Source organism: Planctomycetota bacterium, from assembly GCA_021414025.1.
Lineage (GTDB): Bacteria > Planctomycetota > Phycisphaerae > Phycisphaerales > SM1A02 > SYAC01.
The window spans coordinates 12421-30346 of record JAIOPG010000008.1; the positions used below are offsets into that span (position 1 = coordinate 12421).

The window sequence follows — 17926 nt, forward strand, 5'->3', positions numbered from 1 at the left end:
CGCGGCCCGGCGCCGCCACAGGTTGTCGCCGCAAAACGAACGCGGGTCACGCTCGGTGCGGCACCGCGGCGTGACCCGTCCACTGACCGTCCGGAAGGGACAGTCAAGACTCCTGGAGGGCGTCTTCTACAAGACGGCCTCCATGCGCGAGCCTTCAGCCGCACTTGGCCCAAAGCCAAGACGACGCCCGACTCCAGGATGGACGCTCAAGCGCGTCATCGCGGGAGGTGGGCCGACGAAACCATGGTGCGAAAACTTTTGGTCATGGGATTCGATCGTGAAACGGACGGACCGGCTCCAACAAGGAACCGAGCGCGGAATTGTACTGGAAATCGGCCGGATTCTCAAGTGAAGGCATGAACCGGTCCGCGCCGTCGGCCGTCAAATTCGCCTTGCAAGGCTGCTAGGCTCGATCGAATGAGATTCTTCCGCTTCCTATTGCCCGCTCTCCTGTGGATCGGCCTGACCCAGGCCGCTTCGGCCGCCGTGGCCCCGCCACAGGCGCCCGCGGCGCTGCCGAGTTTCTCGCCGCCCTTCAAGGGCGCGGCCAAACCCGCCTTCGGCGATTCCCGCGACGCGGTCAGCGCCGTCGGCGAGGTTCCCAAGGGTGCCGTCCGTCCGGGCTCGCTGGTGCCGGTCGCAATCCGGGTTCAAGTGAAGAGCGGCTGGCACATGTGGCCGGTGGAGTCGCAGGCACGAGCACTACCCGGGGCGTCGGTTTTCGAGTCGGCGATCTTTTCGACGCTGACGCTCCAGGCCAAAGCGCCGGACGCCGGCGTCTTGAAGTTGCAAGGCGTGCAGTGGCCGGCGCCGGTGGGAGCCACCTTCGATTTCGGCGAGGGCAAGCAGACGCTCGCCGTGTACGAGGGCGATTTCGTGATCTTCGCCGCGGTGCAGGTCGCCGCCGACGCGGCCAACGGCACGCACAGCGCCACCGCCATCCTCGGATTCCAGGCCTGCACCTCCGTCTGCCTGGGGCCGGCCGATCTTGAGATTCCCTTCACACTCCAGGTGGATTCCGCCGCACCGGTCGCGGCGACGAGCGGAATCTTCGCGCCGTTCGATCCCAGGAAACTGGTCAGCGACGCTGCGGGGTTAGGCGACTCGAAAAGTGTCCTTTTTGATTTCTTCGGAGCTTCGTTCCATGTCGACCCCAGCGGCGCCGGCTTTCTCCTGCTGCTGCTGGTGGCTTTCCTGGGCGGCATGCTGCTGAACTTCACTCCCTGCGTTCTGCCGATCATTCCGCTGAAGATCATGTCGCTCAGTCAGTCGGCGGGCAACCGGCGCAAGTGCTTCGCGCTGGGATTCGTCATGAGCCTGGGCGTGGTGGGATTCTGGCTCGCCCTGGGCGCTCTGGTGAGCGGCGTCAGCGGATTCAGCGCCGCCAACCAGCTCTTCCAGTATCCGGCCTTCACCATCGCGCTGGGACTCTTCATCGCCCTGATGGCCGTCGGCATGGCGGGATTCTTCAGCGTCGGGCTGCCGGCCTGGGTCTACGCCATCGAGCCCAAGCATGATTCCTATCCGGGCACATTCGTGTTTGGAATCATGACCGCCGTGCTGTCGACCCCCTGCACCGCGCCGCTCATGGGCGCCGCCGCGGGGTGGGCCGCCGCCAGCGGCAGTGCGTCGACGGTGCTGGTGGTCTTTGGAACGATCGGCGCCGGCATGGCGACGCCCTATCTGATCCTGAGCGCGTATCCATCGCTGGTGTCGCGCATGCCTCGCACCGGACCGGCGAGCGAGCTGGTCAAGCAGGTCATGGGCATCCTGCTCCTGGCGGCGGCGATCTTCTTCATCGGCGCCGGCGTCAACGGACTGCTGTCGACCCCGACGCATCTGCACTGGTGGCTCATCGGCAGCATTGGATCGCTGGCCGGCCTCTGGTTGCTGTGGCGGACTTTTCACATCACCAAAAAGAAGCGTTTCCGACTGGTTTTTTCGATGGTTGCCCTGGCCATGGTGGCGCTGAGCGCCGGGATCAGCGCAGTGCTGGGAGGATCCAGCAAGACGAACTGGATCCCCTACTCGCCCGAGGCGGTCGCCGCGGCCAAGGCAAAGCACCAGACGATCGTCTTCGATTTCACCGCCGAGTGGTGTCTGAACTGCAAGGCGCTGGAGAGCGCGGTGCTGGATTCATCGGAGGTCGTCACGGCGCTGGCCCAGGCGGGCGTGGCACCGATCAAGGTGGACATCACCAGCCGCAAAAGTGACGGATGGAACCTGCTCCACGATTACGACCGCGTGAGCATTCCCCTGCTCGTGGTGCAGTCCGCCGACGGCCAGGTGGTGATGAAGAGCGATGCCTATTCGTCGGGCCAGGTCACCGAGGCGATCCAGTCCGCCCTCAAGGCTTCGACCAAGTAGCGCGCAGCTGCTCCGCTTCGAGCCGGTCGGCCGGGCGCAATTTCAGCAGCACGTCGAAATGCATCGAGTCGTCGGATTCGATGGCGCGCCGGGCGTACTCGCCCGCGACGGGCCGGGAGAGTTTCGCGGCCCAGCGGGCGGCACGGAGCCACGCCCCGGCGCAGCGCGGATCCATCTCCGTGACGGCAAGTGCGGCCTCCATCGCGGCGGTGGCATCGGCGTCGGTGTGCGTCTGCGCCGCGATGTGCTCGCGCAGCAGCGAGGCATTCTGCCGCTGAGTGAAAGTCCTTGAGCCCAGGCGGTCGCTGAGTTGCCGCGCTTCGTGGAGCATCTCCAGTGCCTGCGTCGGATTCTTCGCGAGCGTCGAGGCGCGGATCAACTGGTCGATGGCGGCTTGCATGGAGAGATCGGTCGGGGTGGCGGAGCCTTCGCAGAGGATCCTCGCGCTTTGGATCCGCGCGGCCGGGCCGGGCTCCCCCTTGGCTGCCTCCGCGGCGTCAAGCAGATGCTGCGCGGCGCGCTCGACGCGGGCTTCCTCCGCGTTGGCGCCTCGGGCCAGGTGGAGGCAACTCAGCGCGAAGAGCATCGCGGCGACCGCGGCGAACCAGCGCACCCCCTCGGCGAACCACTGCCGTCGCTCGCTCGGGAAGCGCGGAACGCTGACCGACAGCAGCGCGCAGGCCCACACCATGGATCCGGGATTCCAGATGGTGGTTTCAATCTGCCCATCGATCCATACGGTCAGGGCGGCCGCCGCCAGGAGGGGCGCGGGCGTGCTTCCCCAGCGCAGGATGATCGGGAAAATCCACCACGCCGCGACGCCGGAGAGCGCCGCGCCGGCCAGCCGGGCCGCCAGCGCCGGAAGGTCCAGCGCGTGGGCCTCGCATCGCAGGGCCAGCACCGCGGCGGCGGCAATGGCGAGCGTCGCGAGCAATCGCGGAAATCGCGATTCGGAAATCACCGCGGCAAGGACGCGGTCGCCGCTGGCGCGCGAGGACATCACCGTCAGGGCGAAAACCGCGGCGATCATCGGAATTCCCGCCGCGCCAATCTGGGCCAGCCAGTCGAAGAAGACGGCGTGCGAACTCTGCACCGCGTCCACTGCGTCGGCCGGCCGGAAGGAAAGGAAGGCGTCCTGAAAACCATCGATGCCGCTGCCGGGGCAGGGCCGATCCAGGAAGATGCGCCAGGCGCCGACGATGTAGTGGCTGCGAAAGAGCAGGCTTCGCTCCTGCCCGAATGCGTCCGGTGAAAAAAAGGCACGCAGCGGCGCGGCGAACATGGCCAGCAATAGCAGGGCGATCGCTCCTGCCGCCAACGCGTTGCGAGACTTGGTGGAATGCCTGGCGGCCGCCAGAAATCCCAGGCCAATCACCATCGCCACAATGGCGCCCTTGGAGCCATTGGCCAGCGGAACCGCGGCGCAGAGCACCGTCGCCACGATCGCGAGGACGCGGTCGCGGCCCGACAAACGGATTCCCAACGCAGCGAAGAGAACGGTCGCGGCCGCGAAGAGTCCGGCGAAAATGTTGGCGAGGCCGAACCAGCCCGACATTTCGCGCTGCGAGAGTCGGCGCACATAGGCGGCGGCCTGCGGCCCGTCGGCGTCCCAGCCATGTTCCGCGAAATAGGCGAGGTCACGCCCGTTGGAGCGGAAGAAGTCCACCACCGCAGGTTGCTCGACGAACCATTGCCAGGCACCGCGGGTCCACCACGCGGCGGCGACGCTGACCAGGCACGTCACCAGAACGGCCCAGCCCATTTTCGCGGAGTCCCGCGCGGAAGCGGCCAGCGAAACTCCCGCCGCGGCTGCGACAAATCCGGCCAGCCAGGTTGTTCCGCGCCACGGCGCTCCTGCGGCCGCGGTCGCATGCGTCCCCAGGATGGAGATCGAAGCCAGCCCCGCAACCACAAGCAATCCCAGCGCCCAGAGCGAGGCGCACTCGGCAAGAATGAACGCTGCACTCAGGGCGATGACCGCGTCGATCCAGAGGCTCGCGGAGGGGCCGAGCCCGGCGAAGGAGGCGGGATCGAAGACCGGATCCACGTCGAAGCGAAGCGTCGGCGCCCACGCCACCAGCGACCGCAGCGCGATCGCCGCCCCAAGGATCGCGGCGGAGACCGGGACCCCGGGTTTTCTCATCGACGGAAGATTCCTTCCATCGCCGCCAGCACCAGCAGCGCCGCGATGGTTTGCAATACGACCAGCACCGCGGGCAGCGGCGTGAGATTGCCGATGATGATGCCGCCGATGCCGATGATCGCCGCCAGCGCCCAGATGATCAGCACCGCGCCCCGGCTGGAGAATCCGCGCTGCACCAGCCGGTGCGAGAGATGCCGCTGGTCCCCCACCCACGGACTCCGCCCCTCGCGGATCCGGATCATGCTGGTGGCACCCATGTCGTAGAGCGGCACGGCCAGGATGATCAGCGGCGCCAGGATGCCCCACCAATGGGTTCCAAGTCCGTACTCCGGCTCCGCCGGATTCACGAAGGTGATGCGCATGGCCAGCACCGCCAGCAGGAATCCCAGCGGCTGGCTTCCGCCATCACCGAGAAAAATCTTGGCGCCACCCTTGGGAGCGAAGTTGAAGATGAGAAACCCCGCCAGCGATCCCGCCAGCAGCGCGAAGAGACCCGAGACGAACCATTGCTGCACGATCACGGTGGTCACAGCGAAGAGCAGCGCCGCGATCATGCCCACGCCGGAGGCCAGGCCATCCATGTTGTCCAGGAAGTTCATGGCATTGACCAGCGCGACGATCCAGAGGATGCCCACGAAGACACTCAGGGCATGGCCGGCCGGGCCGTAGTGGTCCAGAAGCGTGAGCGGGCGGACGTCGAAGCCCCAGACCAGCACCACCGCGGGGATGAATTGCAGCAGCAGTTTCGTCGACGCCCCCAGTGCCCGGCGGTCGTCCCACATGCCGGCCAGCAGCAGCCACACCGCTCCGCCCAGCATGGCGGTGGTCCCCGCGAGCTTGTCGTCGATGCGGCCGCGGAAAAGATGGAGCCCGAAGTGGTCGGCCGACTTCTCGATCAGGTTTTGATTGAGCAGGAAATAGGCCATGCCCAGCAGGGCCGGCCCCACGAACGCCGCGACCACGGCAATGCCGCCGATGTTGGGCACGGGCCGCAGCGTTTTTTCATGTCCGTCGCTGCCGGCGGAATCGAAGGCACGCAGCCTGGCGCCGACCCGGATCATCGCCGCGGTCAGGATCGCCGACAGCATCAATCCACCAAGAAAGAGAATGGGCGGAAGCAGCTCCATTGGGCGTACTCTAGTCTGGGACGACCCATGCGAAGCATCACCGTCTATTGCTCCAGCAGCGTCAGCTTGGACGCCAAGTTCATGGACGCCGCCCGCCTCCTCGGCGAGGAGATGGCCCGCCGCAAGATTTCCCTGGTGTATGGCGGCGGCAGCATCGGCCTGATGGGCGAGATCGCCCGCACCATGCGCAGTGCCGGCGGCCGGATCATCGGGGTCATCACCAAGAGACTGCTCGACCTGGAGCAGGGCTACACGCAGTGCGACGAGCTCATCGTGGTGGAGACCATGGCCGAGCGGAAGAAATTGATGGCCCTGCGCGGCGAGGCGTTCATCGCGTTGCCCGGCGGGCTGGGCACCTTCGAGGAACTTTTCGAGGTGCTGGTGCAGCGCCAGGTCGGCGAGCATCGCAAGCCCATCGGACTGGTGAATCTCGCCGGCTACTACAACCCGCTGGTGGGGCTCATCGACCATGGCATCGAGCACCGATTCATCAAGCCCGCGGTGCACCACCTGCTGCACGTGCACGAGGATCCCATCAGCGTGCTCGAAGGCGTTCTCAAAGTGGAGCCCTTCGAGATCGATCCGGACCGATTTCTTCCGATGGGGCGCGGATGAGTCCGGGACAATCCTCGGCGGAACCCCTGGGATTGATCGCCGGCAATGGCCATCTGCCCCTTTTGGTCGCGCGCGGAGCCCGTGCCGCTGGCCGGCGCGTGGTGGCCGTCGGTCTGCGCGACCAGTTCGACGCCGCGCTGCCCCCGCTCTGCGATCAATTCGCCACCGCTGGCTGGTTGCGGATCGGCCGCTGGATCCGCCTGCTTCGCAATGCCGGCGTGCGCGAGGCGGTGATGGTGGGCGGAGTCTCCAAGCGGCGGATGCATGATCCCTTCCGGGTGATCAAGCAGATTCCCGATTTCCGCGCGGCCCGGCTGTGGTACCGTCGCCTGCGCCACGACCGCAGAAACGCCGCGGTTCTCGCTGCCGTCGCCGATGAACTGGCCAGCTCCGGAGTCACGCTGATGGATTCAACGACCTACATCCAGGATCACCTCGCCACGGCGGGCGTCATGGGCTCGGTCGCGCCGAGCGAGGCGCAGCGCGCCGACATCGCCTTCGGCTGGCCGATCATCGCCCAGGTCTGCGAGCTCGACGTGGGACAGGCGATCGCGGTGCGCGACCGCGACACGATTGCGGTCGAGGCGGTCGAGGGGACCGACGCCATGATCGACCGCGCCAGCACCCTCTGTCGCTCGCGCGGATGGACGCTGCTGAAAACCTCCAGCCGCGCCCATGACCGCCGCGCCGATGTCCCCACCGTCGGCGTTGCCACCATCGAACGGCTGGCCCGCGCGGGTGGAACCTGCCTGGCCTTGGGCGCCGGACGCGTGATCCTGGTGGACAAGCCCGCGGTGATCGCCAGCGCCGACCGGCTCGGCGTGGCGCTGGTCGGCGTGCCCTGAGAAGGGAGTCCGCATGAGCGAAGAACCTGATGCCGCGCCGGGTGGCGACTCCCCGCCGCACCTTTCGCTCGCCTCCCGCGCCGGCTTGAAATTGCGGCACGCGCTGGAGGCTTTCCCGGTGGACGCCAAAGGGAAAATATGCGCGGATTTCGGCTGCAACATAGGGGGTTTCACCGATGTGCTCCTGCGGGCCGGCGCCGCCCGCGTGATCAGCGTCGACACCGGCTACGGTACGCTCGCCTGGCGCCTGCGCAACGATCCGCGGGTCGAAACCCGCGAGCGCACCAACGCCCTGCATGCCGATCCGCCCGAAGGGGGCGTGGACCTGGTGGTGATGGACCTGGCGTGGACGCAGCAGCGTCTCTCGGTTCCGGCGGCGCTGCGCTGGCTGCGGCCCGGCGGGAAAATCGTGACGCTGGTCAAGCCCCATTACGAAGTGGAGCCCAACGAGAAGAGCTGGCTCGACCATGGTTTTCTTCCCCACGACAAGGTGCCGATCATCGTCGGGCGGGTGCGCGACGCGATGCGGTCGCTGGGCGCCAGCGTCCTGGCCGACGCCGAGTCGCCGATCACGGGGGGCAAGAGCTCGCGCCGCGCCGGCTCGCCCGGCAACAAGGAGTGGCTCATGCTGCTCCAGGCGGCGCGAGTCTGACCGCCGGCCCGATGCGCCGCGCTCGCCGGAAAAATCCGGCTCTTTTTCCGGCGGAAAACCTCGGCAATTTTTCGCGAATTTCGGCCCGGAAATCATGGGTCAAAACGCGCGTCGGGGAGCGATTTCGACTAGAATGAACGCTCGATTTTGATCCCAGAATTTCCCTCGAAAAAGACGTCCACGAGATCCCTGAACCATGAGTGAAGTTGCCCCAACGACGCCGCCGCCGAACGACCATGTGGTCGAGATGCCGATCGAGCAGGAGCTGCACACCAGCTACCTGACCTATGCCATGAGCACGATCATGGATCGCGCCCTGCCGGACGTTCGCGACGGCCTGAAGCCGAGCCAGCGGCGCATTTTGGTGGCGATGCACGACCTCAACCTCACGCCGGGTCGCAAGCACATCAAGTGCGCCAAGATCTGCGGCGACACCAGCGGCAACTACCACCCCCACGGCGAGAGCGTGATCTATCCGACGCTGGTGAATCTGGGTCAGGCCTGGAAGACGCGCTACCTGCTCATCGACAAACAGGGCAACTTCGGCTCCATCGAGGGCGACCCCCCCGCCGCCATGCGCTACACCGAGGCCCGCATGACCGCCCCGGCGACCGCCATGCTGGAGGATCTGGACAAGGAGACCGTCGACTTCAAGGCGAACTACGACGAGCGATTGCAGGAGCCGACGGTCCTGCCGGCGCGATTCCCCAATCTGCTGGTCAACGGCAGTTCGGGCATCGCCGTGGGCATGGCCAGCAGCATGCCGCCGCACAACCTGAGCGAGGCGTGCGACGCCATCGTGAAGATGATCGACCAGCCCAACATCTCCCTTGAGGACTTGATGCGCGTGCTGCCGGGCCCGGACTTCCCGACCGGCGGCCTGATGATCGGCCGGCGCGGCATCGTCGAGGCCTACGCCACCGGCCGCGGCAAGGTGACGCTGCGCGGGCGCGTGCATGTGGCCAAGGAGGGCGGTCGCGACGCGATCATCATCGACGAGATCCCCTACCAGGTGGTGCAGTCCAACTTGATCGAGAAGATCGTCATCGCCAGCCGCGAGGGGCGCATTCCCGACATCGCCGATGTCCGCAACCACTCCGGCCGCGACGCGCAGACCCGCGTGGTGGTCGTGCTGCGCAAAGGCGCCGACCCGGCGATCGTGGAGAAGCAGCTCTACGAGTACACCCCGCTGCAGAGCACCTTCTCCATCATCAACATCGCGCTGGTCAACCACCAGCCGCGCACGCTGGGCGTGCGGCAGATCATCCAGTGCCACATCGACCACCGGAAGGATGTCATTCGCCGGCGAACCGGCTTCCTTCTGCGGCAGGCCAAGCAGCAAGCCCACCGCCTGGAAGGTCTGATCTACGCGGTCTGCGACATCGACGAAGTCATCCGCATCATCCGCGAGAGCCGCGAGCGCGAGGAGGCCATCCTGAGCCTGATGGAGCGCGCCTTCCGCATCGCCCCCGACCACAAATACGCCCCGCTCATCCCCGCCCGCGTCGTCCAGGCCTCGCGCCAGGGCGACGGCGCCACCCTCACCCGCGTGCAGGCGGAGGCCATCGGCGCCATGCGCCTCATCCAGCTGGTCGGCCTCGAGGTCGAGAAGCTCGCCGCTGAGTTCACCAAGGTTTTGGAGGACATCGACGGGCTCGAATCCATTCTTGCCGACGAGAAGCGCGTGCTCGACATCGTCCGCGAGGACGTGCTGGAGCTCAAGGAGAAGTTTGGCGACGAGCGCCGCACCGCCATCGAGCAGGGCGAGGCCGAGGACTTCGAGATGGCCGACCTGATCCCCGAGCACGAAGTGGTGGTCACCATCTCGCACGCCGGCTGGGTCAAGCGATTGCCGGTCGACGCCTACCGCACGCAGGGCCGCGGCGGCGTGGGCGTGAAGGGAAGCGATGCGAAGGACGGCGACTTCATCGAGCAGATCTTCACAGGTTCAAGCCACGACGACCTGCTCTGCTTCACCAACACCGGCCGCGTCTTCCGCATGAAGACCTGGCAGATTCCCGAGATGTCGCGCACCTCCAAGGGTCGCGCCATCCAGAACCTGATCGAGCTGCGCGAGGGGGAAACCGTGCAGTCCTTCCTTTCCGTCGCCGGCTTCGAAACCCGCGAGGACTTCCTCTTCTTCGTCACCCGAGAGGGCCGCGTCAAGCGCACCGCGCTGCAGGATTACCGCAACGTGAACAAGAGCGGCATCATCGCGCTCAAGCTCAACGAGGGCGACCAGCTGGTCAACGTGCTGCTGACCAGCGGCAAGGACGATGTCCTGCTGGCCACGGCGCAGGGGCTGGCGATCCGCTTCGACGAGAACGACGCCCGCGTCATGGGCCGCGCCGCCGCCGGCGTGAACGGCATGACCCTGAAGGACGAGGACTACGTCGTGGGGGCGGTCCGCTGCGACGCCAACACCGACCTGCTCACCGCGACCGCCAACGGCTACGGCAAGCGCACTCCGCTGACGGAATACCTGGTCCAGCAGGACGACGGCACCACGCGCTGCCAGAGCCGCGGCGGCAAGGGACGCTTCGACATCAAGACCGAGGGCCGCAACGGCCTGGTGGTCTCCGTCCGCTCCGTCACCGAGGCGGACCAGCTCATGCTGCTGTCGCGCGATGGCATGGTGGTTCGCATCGCCGCCACGGACATCAGCCAGATCGGCCGCAACACCATGGGCGTCCGGATCATGCGCCTCTCCGAGGGGGATTCCCTCATGGGCGTGGCCCTGGTCGCCGAAGTCGACGAGACGACCCCGCCCAACGCGCCGCCCCCCGCGGGCGCCTGATCGGCTTCGAACCCGCGGCGAACCTCGATACCATCTGAACCATGTCAATCACGGAATGGTCTGAAGGCGTGCTGCTGGTCGATCTCTCGCCCGAGCCCTCCATCTCCGAGGATCTGCAGCAGCTGCAGCGGACGATCGACGGCCCCGGCGTGGAGCCCAAGCACGTGGTGCTCAATTTCCAGGAGGTCAACGGCCTCACCTCGAGCAACATCGCGGCGCTGCTGCGCATCCGCAAGCGTGTGCTGCAGCTCAAGCGCCGGCTCTTCGTCTGCGCCGTCAGCGACAAGGTCTGGACCATCTTCATGACCGCGGGCCTGGACGACGTCTTCGAGACCTCCAGCGAAGTCTCCACCGCGCTGGCCAGCGTGCAAATGGGCATCGAGTAGTCCGTGCGCCGCATCCGACGCGATCCCCCGGAAGCCCGCATCGAGCTCAATCCGCTGATCGACCTCATGACCTTTCTGCTGACGTTTTTCATCTACGCGGTGGTGATGATGGTGCGCGTCGACCTGGTGCCGATGGACCTGAAGCAGTTCGCCAGCGGCAAGCCCGCCAAGCCCGCCCCCGCCGCCACCATCAGCGTGCTGCGCAGCGGGCAGATCTTCTACAACAAGGAGATCATCGACATCAAGGACGTCGCGGCCAAGGTCAGCGAGGCCAAGGCAGCCGAGCCGCGCACCGTGGTCTATCTGGCGATCGAGGATGGCCAGGGCGTCACCGACCGCGCCCCGATCCTGCAGGACCTGTGGGACCGGCTCAAGGACACGGGCGTGAACATCAACCTGGTCGGCCGCGCCCAGACCACCAAGCAGTGATGAGCCCCGCCGCCGCGAGCCCCGTGTCGCGCGAGTCGATTTATGCCGAGGTCCGCCTCAACCGTCAGTTGCGCCGCCTGGAGAACGAGGGAGGCATGGGCTGGCCGCTCATCATCGGGATCGCCGCCAGCATCGCGCTGCATGCCTCGCTGCTGATTCCGCAGGTGCGCGACCTGCTGCTGGCGGCCTCCAACGGCGCCTCCAGCGCCAGCAAGGCGCGGCAGGCCGCCTTCAGCGTGGAAAAGGAAATGGAGAAGCCGCCGGCCCTCACCGCGGAGGAGGAGGAGCAGTTGATCAAGCTCGGCATCGAGGATGGCACCACCAAGTCCACGATGACGTGGATCGGATACAAGGACTATCAGGAGCACCTTGCGAAACTGAGCCAGGTGGATCAGGCCGCCTTCCGCGAGAGCGAGACGGGCGGCCAGCCGATGGAGGCGCAGCCGGAGCAGGCGCCCGCGGCGATGGCGCAATCGGCGCCGCCCGCTCCCCCCGCGGAAAATCCGCCGGGGCCGCTCTCCGCCGCACAACCCGCCGTTCCACCCACAGCAACCGCGCCGGCGCCGACCACTCCCGAAGCCCAGGCCCAGGAAGCGCAGCAGGCGGTCCAGCCTCCGCCGCTGCCGGCGTCGCTGGCGCTGCCCGAGACTCCCAAGGTTCCCAACGCAGGCGAGAAGGTTCCGCTCGCCGATGAGCGCAAGATCGAGGAGCAGGTGCTGCCGGTGGAGCGCGTGGGCGATGCCAAGGATGCGAAGGTTCCTCCCGAGCCGTTGAAAACCGATCCACCGCCCCCTCCCGATGCCAAGCCCACCGATTTGAAGCCCAACGATCTCAAGCCCAACGAGGCGAAGAACCCGGAGGCCAAGCCTGCCGAAGACAAGTCGGCCGAGGCGAAACCTGTTGCGAAACCCGATCCGGCCAAGCCGGTGGAGCAGCCGCCCACGCCGCAGCAACCCGCCGCCGCGACGAGCCCGCCGACGCAGGCCTCGCCCGATTCGGCGCAGCCCGCGAATCAGCAGGCGAATCCCTCTCCGCAGCAGCCCGCGTCGCAGCCGGGATCGAAGCCCGGGCCGCCCTCCAACGGCGAAGTCTCCGACCGCGAGTCGGAAGCCTCGAGCACTGTCGACGTGCCCCCGGCCAAATGGCGAAACGGTCGTCCCCTCGCGGCGAAGGGACTGAATGTCCGCACGCAGCGGCCCATCTTCGACGAGCTCACCTCGGTCACCACCGCGCCGACGAATCCGATCATCGAAATCGAGTTCGACCGCGAGGGCGTGCCGAAGAAGTGCACCATTCTTCAGAGCTCCGGAACTCCGCTGGTCGACCAGCCCATTCTGGACTGCCTCTACCGGTGGCGCGCCTCCGGCAGCCAGCTGACCAAGCTGCCCGAGGGTCAGACCCTCAAGTTCCGCATTCGCATGCTGCTGCGCTGAGGCTCAGGCGCGGTCGACGCCGAGTTTGCGCAGCCGCTCCAGCAGCGGCCGGTCCGTCAAGTCGTAGAACAGCGGCGTGATGGTGACGCAGCGCTCGGCCAGCGCCTCCACGTCGCTGCCCTCGGCGGTGTGGAAGAATTCCATGCCGTTGCCTGAGGACCAGTAATAGATCTGACCATCCGGCGCGACGCGCTTCTCATAGCCGTCGATGCCCGCTGAGGTGTTCATCGGCACCAGCTTGATCGGCGGCATCGGCGCATTGGCGGACTCGGTGTGCGGAACATTGATGCTGATCACGCGGTGCGCGTCGGGCAGGCCGGACTTGAGGACGTGGTCGATCGCAAAGCGCGCGATGGCGGCGGCCCGCGGCAGGTGCGTCTTGGCGCGCTCCCCGATGTGCAGGCTCACGGCGATGGCGGGCACGCCCAGGAAGGCGGCCTCGACGGCGGCGGCGATCGTGCCCGAGTAGATCACGTTGATCCCCACGTTGGCCCCGTAGTTCATGCCGCTGATCACCAGGTCGGGCAGGGATTTCGGCCCGTATTTCTCCTTCCACAAGGCGCGCAGGCCGAGCTTCACGCAGTCCGCTGGGGTGCCCACCACGGCGATCCCGTTGGCACCGTTGTTCAGCGCCCGCACGCGGGTCAGCAGCGGCGTGTGAAAGGTGACGCCATGGCTCTCGGCGCTCTGACCATTCGCCGGCGCCACCACCATGACCTCGCCCAGCGACTCCACGGCGGTGTGCAGCGCGGAGATGCCCGGCGCCTCCAGGCCGTCGTCGTTGGTCAGAAGAATCTTCACGGGGCCACCTCGTGCACGCGCGGCTCGAGCACGTATTCGCGTCCGCCCCACCGGACCGGCTTGCGCAGGTCCAGGTCCTCGGCGGCGCCGAAGAAGCATCGCGCGATCAGGAAGCCGCCCAGCGGATGGAAGAACACCGCCAGCATCGGTGCCGCGCAGAGCCTGTGGATGGCCGCGGCGACGATCAGGAATGAAAGCGTCGAGAGCACACCGACGCCCAACGCGAAGGAGGCGAGCGGCTCGAGCGAACCGCCGCGCCAGCCGGCGCCGGCGGCGAGCGCGCCCAGGCTGGCCAGCGGCAGGAGCGTGGCCCCCACGCCGACGATCACGCCGCTGCGGCGCAATCGGGGCGGCTGGCGCTCGGAGCCCTCGATGTAGATCCGCTTCCAGCCCATCAGGAACTCGCTCAGTTTCTCGTACATCTCCACCATCAGCATGCCATCCGCCATGGCCAGGCCGCCCACGCCGCCGCTGTCGCGCATGCGCCGCGAGAAGGCGATGTCCTCCAGCAGGTCATCCTTGACGGCGGCGTGCCCGCCCATCTTGTCGTAGGCCCGGCGCTCGAAGAGCAGGAACTGCCCGTTGGCGAAGACCCGCGGACTCTTGGCCCGGTTCACCTGCGCGATCGGGTACATGCGCATGAGCTCCATGACCGCCACCGGCTGCACCACCGCCTCGAACCAGTGCCGGATGCGCGGCGTGCTCATGAGCGAAAGCAGCGTCAGGCCGCGCTGATTGAGCATGCCCAGCGAGGCGCGGACCAGCTGCGGCGAGAACTCGACGTCCGCGTCGGTGAAGAGCAGATGCGTTCCCCGGGCGTGCTCGGCGCCGATGCGCCCGGCGTTGCACTTGCCCGCCCAGTCCGCGGGGCAGGAATCGTTGTCGATCAGGCGCAGCCGCGCATCGCGCGCCGCGATCGGCTCGAGGATGGCGCGGGTTCCGTCGGTGCAGCGGTCGAGCACCACGATCACCTCCAGGTTCCGGTAGTCACTGGCCAGGATGCTTTCGATGCAACCGGGCGCGTGCTTTTCCTCGTTGTGTGCGGGAATGATCACGCTGACCAGGGGCTCGCCGGCGGGAGGCGCGAAGGCCAGGCCCTGGCGGATCCGCGGAATCCGCGGCAAATCGCGCAGAATCCGCACGCCCACCGTGATCCACCAGCCCGCGCAGCAGCCCGCGGGCACGATCAGCATCCACATCAGCAGCACTCGAACGTCCATTGCGCCAGATTAGCCGAACCCGGCCAGGGGTGACGCGCCCCGCGGTCTACACTCGCCCCATGCAGCCGATCTCCTTCGACCGCAGGGCGGCGCGGGCCTACGACCGCATGTGCATGGAGCGGCTGGGGATTCCCGGCATCGTCCTCATGGAGAACGCGGCGCGCGGCTGCGCCGACATCGCGCTGCGAATGCTGGGGACGGCCGGCTCGCGATCGCGCGTGGCCGTGCTGTGCGGGCCGGGCCAGAATGGCGGCGATGGGTACGCCATCACGCGGCACCTGGCCAACGCACAATGCGCCGTCGACCTCTTCGTCCACGGCGAGCCCGCGGCGGATTCCGACGCCAACGTCAATGCGTGCATCGCAGCGGCCATGAACATTCCTCGGCAGCCGCTCACGCCGAAATCGCACCTTGGCGGCTACGCGCTGCTGGTGGACGCGCTGTGGGGCACCGGCCTGGACCGGCCGCTGGCGCCGGCCGACCAGGCGCTGATCGAAATCGTCAACAGCGCCGGGCGCCCGGTGCTGAGCGTCGACCTTCCCAGCGGCATGGACGCCGACACCGGCGAGCCGCTTCCGGTCTGCGTCGGCGCGACCATCACCGTCACGATGGTCGCACCCAAGAAAGGCTTCGCCAACCCCGGGGCATCGCGGCTCATCGGCCGCCTGGAGATCGTCTCGATCGGCGGGCCCGCGCCCGGCGCTGCGGTCGGCGGATAGTCCCGCCTTTCCGCAGCCCGAGAGTGGAATAAAACCTCTACGATCTCGCTCCCGTGTATCCCGCGCAACTCGCCAATCGATATCTCACAAGCCGGATCATTCCGCTGATCGCGGTGGCGGCGGTGGCGCTCTGCGTGGCCCTGGTGGTGATCGTGGTCAGCGTCATGAGCGGATTCCTGGACCTGCTCCGCGCCAGCGGCCGCACGCTGATCGGCGATGTGATCATCACCTGCCCGGTGCGCGGCATCCCCTGGTACGGAGAGTTGATCGCGGACATCGAGGCGATGCCCGAGACCGCGGCCGCGACTCCGGTCATCGACACCTACGGGCTGGTGCGCATGCCCTACCCGGAAGGCAGCGAGAAGGACATCGTCACCGCGAACGTGTGGGGCATCGAGCCGCACAGCTTCAATCGCGTGACGGACTACGCCCGCGCCCTCTACTGGAAGCCGCCAGCCAGCCCCGAGGCCGCCGCCGCCATGCAGCCCGACGATCCGCGCCTGCAATTGAAGAAAACCATCGAGCAGGATGGGCTCGACCTGGTGCAGCACGACACCGGCGATCCGGGGCTCGTGCTGGGCATGCACGTCTCGATGGCCAACGACCGGCGCCGCGACGGCAGCTACAAGCCGCGCTTCCAATGGTTCATGCCCAGGTACACCGTCACGCTGACGCTGGTGCCGATCAGCGCCAAGGGCACGATCGCCGAGCCGCGCGAGCGCGCCTTTCCCATCGTCAACGAGTTCCGCAGCGGCGTCTACCAGATCGACAAGAACCGCGTCATGATTCCGCTCGCCGAGGCGCAGAAGCTGCTGCGCATGGACGAGGGCACCCTCTACGACATGAACGCGCCACCCCAGCCGGACGGCAGCCTGCCGATCCTGGGGGTCAGTCCCGCGAAAGTCTCCAAGGTCCTGGTCCGCGCCAAGCCGGGGGTGACGCCCGACCAGCTCCGCGACGCGGTGGCCGCGGTCTATGACAAGTTCTCCCGCGACATTGCCGTCGATCCCTCCAAGACGGTGAAGGCGCCGATGACGGGGTATGTGAGCATCCTGACCTGGGAGCAGCAGCTGCGCGACCTCATCGGTCCCGTGGAAAAAGAGCGGGAGATGATGCGGATCCTCTTCTCGATCGTCTACCTGGTCTGCGCCGGCCTGGTGCTGAGCATCTTCTGGGCCATCGTGCAGGAGAAGACCCGCGATGTCGGCATCCTGCGCTCGGTGGGTGCGAGCCGCCCCGGCATCCTGTGGATCTTCTTGCAGTATGGCCTGGTCATCGGCGCCGTCGGGGGATTGGCGGGCATCGGCGTGGGATGGCTCGTCATCCGCAACATCAACTCGATCCACGAGGCGATCGGGCAGGACGCGCCGCGCTGGAGCTGGATCGCCTGCTTCGCCATGGCGCTGGCGAGCTTCGTGCTGAGCGTGCGCGGCGCCTTGGCGGGAGTGCTGCTGCGCACGCTGCTCTGGACCGTGACCGGCTCCACGCTGGTGCTGGTCGGCGTGCTGCTGACGCTGCACCGCGGCACGCTCATCTGGGATCCCAGCGTCTACTACTTCGACCACATTCCCGACCAGGTGGATTGGTTCACCGCCATGATCACCTGGTGCGGCGCGGTCGTCTTCAGCGTGCTCGGCGCCAGCATTCCCGCCGCCAAGGCCGCCGACATCCATCCGGTGAGGGCCCTGCGCTATGAGTAGCCCCCTGCTGGAAGCCAAGAATCTGCGCAAGACCTACCAACTGGGTCGCGTCAAGGTGCCGGTGCTGCGCGGCGCCAGCTTCGCGCTGGCCCAGGGCGAGTGGGTCGCCATCCTGGGTTCCTCCGGCAGCGGCAAGAGCACGCTGCTGCACCTGCTCGGACTGCTCGATGAGAGCGACGCCGACTCGGGCGGCGTCTGGTTCGAGGGCAAGCCCGTGGCCGACCTCAAGTTCGCCGCGCGAAACGCCTACCGCAATCGCAGCGTCGGATTCGTCTTCCAGTTCTACCACCTGCTTCCGGAATTGACGGTGCTGGAGAACGCGCTGCTGCCCAGCATGGTGCAGGCGGGCCTCGCCTGGTGGTCGAAGCGCCGGCAGGCGGAAGGCCATGCGACGGAATTGCTCGGCGCCTTCGGGCTCTCGCACCGTCTGACGCACCGGCCCGCCGAGCTCTCCGGCGGCGAGCGCCAGCGCGTGGCGATCGCCCGGGCCCTTTCCAACAATCCCAAGGTGCTGCTGGCCGACGAGCCCACCGGCAATCTCGACACGCGAACCGGCGGCGAGATCCTTGACCTGATCGCCGCCAAGCACCGCCAGGGACTCTCGATCGCCATGGTCACGCACGACGCCGCGGTCGCCGCGCGGGCCGACCGGATCGTGCGCCTGGTCGACGGTTGCGTCGAGCACTAAAAGG

The 17926-nt window shown here is 67.3% G+C and carries 15 protein-coding genes; 11 read left to right on the forward strand and 4 right to left on the reverse strand.

Translation table 11 applies throughout. The features are described 5' to 3' along the window. Nucleotides 1-417: 417 nt before the first annotated feature. Complete coding sequence (locus K8R92_11120) at nt 418-2367, forward strand: thioredoxin family protein (GenBank protein MCE9620439.1); 1950 nt, start codon at nt 418-420, stop codon at nt 2365-2367. Here the strand turns inward: K8R92_11120 and K8R92_11125 are convergent. Both K8R92_11125 and K8R92_11130 read right to left on the reverse strand, forming a co-directional pair. Continuing rightward, entirely contained in the window at nt 2348-4510 is a 2163-nt protein-coding gene (locus tag K8R92_11125; GenBank protein MCE9620440.1) for an O-antigen ligase family protein, read from the reverse strand. The two genes, K8R92_11120 and K8R92_11125, sit on opposite strands and share 20 nt — an antisense overlap. Then, nucleotides 4507-5637, reverse strand: coding sequence for an undecaprenyl/decaprenyl-phosphate alpha-N-acetylglucosaminyl 1-phosphate transferase (locus K8R92_11130; GenBank protein ID MCE9620441.1), 1131 nt, complete (start codon nt 5635-5637; stop codon nt 4507-4509). Before K8R92_11130 ends, K8R92_11125 begins: the two co-directional genes overlap by 4 nt. Nucleotides 5638-5664: 27 nt before the next feature. Here K8R92_11130 and K8R92_11135 point away from each other — a divergent pair, with 27 nt between their 5' ends. From K8R92_11135 to K8R92_11165, 7 genes are all read left to right on the forward strand, one after another. Further along, the gene (locus K8R92_11135) at nt 5665-6252 is read left to right on the forward strand and encodes a TIGR00730 family Rossman fold protein (protein MCE9620442.1); all 588 of its coding nucleotides are present in this window, start codon (nt 5665-5667) and stop codon (nt 6250-6252) included. Next, complete coding sequence (lpxI, locus tag K8R92_11140; GenBank protein ID MCE9620443.1) at nt 6249-7097, forward strand: UDP-2,3-diacylglucosamine diphosphatase LpxI; 849 nt, start codon at nt 6249-6251, stop codon at nt 7095-7097. The genes K8R92_11135 and lpxI overlap by 4 nt, the downstream gene beginning before the upstream one ends. 13 nt (nt 7098-7110) lie before the next feature. After that, nucleotides 7111-7749, forward strand: coding sequence for a methyltransferase domain-containing protein (locus tag K8R92_11145; protein MCE9620444.1), 639 nt, complete (start codon nt 7111-7113; stop codon nt 7747-7749). Between the two features lie 196 nt (nt 7750-7945). Next, entirely contained in the window at nt 7946-10546 is a 2601-nt protein-coding gene (gene gyrA, locus K8R92_11150; GenBank protein ID MCE9620445.1) for a DNA gyrase subunit A, read from the forward strand. Nucleotides 10547-10587: 41 nt separating this feature from the next. Next, the gene (locus tag K8R92_11155; GenBank protein MCE9620446.1) at nt 10588-10932 is read left to right on the forward strand and encodes an STAS domain-containing protein; all 345 of its coding nucleotides are present in this window, start codon (nt 10588-10590) and stop codon (nt 10930-10932) included. Nucleotides 10933-10935: 3 nt separating this feature from the next. After that, nucleotides 10936-11361, forward strand: a complete 426-nt coding sequence (locus tag K8R92_11160; GenBank protein ID MCE9620447.1) for a biopolymer transporter ExbD — start codon at nt 10936-10938, stop codon at nt 11359-11361. After that, nucleotides 11361-12794, forward strand: a complete 1434-nt coding sequence (locus tag K8R92_11165) for a hypothetical protein (GenBank protein ID MCE9620448.1) — start codon at nt 11361-11363, stop codon at nt 12792-12794. The genes K8R92_11160 and K8R92_11165 overlap by 1 nt, the downstream gene beginning before the upstream one ends. Before the next feature lie 3 nt (nt 12795-12797). Here K8R92_11165 and surE read toward each other — a convergent pair whose 3' ends face one another. After that, a complete protein-coding gene (gene surE / locus K8R92_11170) occupies nt 12798-13595 on the reverse strand; it encodes a 5'/3'-nucleotidase SurE (protein MCE9620449.1) in 798 nt (265 codons plus the stop codon). Beyond that, nucleotides 13592-14815 carry a glycosyltransferase gene (locus tag K8R92_11175; GenBank protein ID MCE9620450.1) on the reverse strand — a complete coding sequence of 408 codons (1224 nt, stop codon included), beginning with the start codon at nt 14813-14815 and terminating at the stop codon, nt 13592-13594. Before K8R92_11175 ends, surE begins: the two co-directional genes overlap by 4 nt. Nucleotides 14816-14874: 59 nt before the next feature. Here K8R92_11175 and K8R92_11180 point away from each other — a divergent pair, with 59 nt between their 5' ends. From K8R92_11180 to K8R92_11190, 3 genes are read left to right on the forward strand one after another with little or no spacing between them, the layout of a single operon-like run. Further along, the gene (locus K8R92_11180; GenBank protein ID MCE9620451.1) at nt 14875-15534 is read left to right on the forward strand and encodes an NAD(P)H-hydrate epimerase; all 660 of its coding nucleotides are present in this window, start codon (nt 14875-14877) and stop codon (nt 15532-15534) included. Nucleotides 15535-15587: 53 nt separating this feature from the next. Continuing rightward, a complete protein-coding gene (locus tag K8R92_11185) occupies nt 15588-17234 on the forward strand; it encodes an FtsX-like permease family protein (GenBank protein ID MCE9620452.1) in 1647 nt (548 codons plus the stop codon). Next, complete coding sequence (locus tag K8R92_11190; protein MCE9620453.1) at nt 17227-17922, forward strand: ABC transporter ATP-binding protein; 696 nt, start codon at nt 17227-17229, stop codon at nt 17920-17922. Before K8R92_11185 ends, K8R92_11190 begins: the two co-directional genes overlap by 8 nt. Nucleotides 17923-17926 lie beyond the last annotated feature (4 nt).

Bases quoted from the DNA above. Each gene is read 5' to 3' on its own strand.
- K8R92_11120 (MCE9620439.1), top strand. From the start codon at position 418: ATGAGATTCTTCCGCTTCCTATTGCCCGCTCTCCTGTGGATCGGCCTG.
- K8R92_11125 (MCE9620440.1), bottom strand. From the start codon at position 4,510: ATGAGAAAACCCGGGGTCCCGGTCTCCGCCGCGATCCTTGGGGCGGCG.
- K8R92_11130 (MCE9620441.1), bottom strand. From the start codon at position 5,637: ATGGAGCTGCTTCCGCCCATTCTCTTTCTTGGTGGATTGATGCTGTCG.
- K8R92_11135 (MCE9620442.1), top strand. From the start codon at position 5,665: ATGCGAAGCATCACCGTCTATTGCTCCAGCAGCGTCAGCTTGGACGCC.
- lpxI (MCE9620443.1), top strand. From the start codon at position 6,249: ATGAGTCCGGGACAATCCTCGGCGGAACCCCTGGGATTGATCGCCGGC.
- K8R92_11145 (MCE9620444.1), top strand. From the start codon at position 7,111: ATGAGCGAAGAACCTGATGCCGCGCCGGGTGGCGACTCCCCGCCGCAC.
- gyrA (MCE9620445.1), top strand. From the start codon at position 7,946: ATGAGTGAAGTTGCCCCAACGACGCCGCCGCCGAACGACCATGTGGTC.
- K8R92_11155 (MCE9620446.1), top strand. From the start codon at position 10,588: ATGTCAATCACGGAATGGTCTGAAGGCGTGCTGCTGGTCGATCTCTCG.
- K8R92_11165 (MCE9620448.1), top strand. From the start codon at position 11,361: ATGAGCCCCGCCGCCGCGAGCCCCGTGTCGCGCGAGTCGATTTATGCC.
- K8R92_11175 (MCE9620450.1), bottom strand. From the start codon at position 14,815: ATGGACGTTCGAGTGCTGCTGATGTGGATGCTGATCGTGCCCGCGGGC.
- K8R92_11180 (MCE9620451.1), top strand. From the start codon at position 14,875: ATGCAGCCGATCTCCTTCGACCGCAGGGCGGCGCGGGCCTACGACCGC.
- K8R92_11190 (MCE9620453.1), top strand. From the start codon at position 17,227: ATGAGTAGCCCCCTGCTGGAAGCCAAGAATCTGCGCAAGACCTACCAA.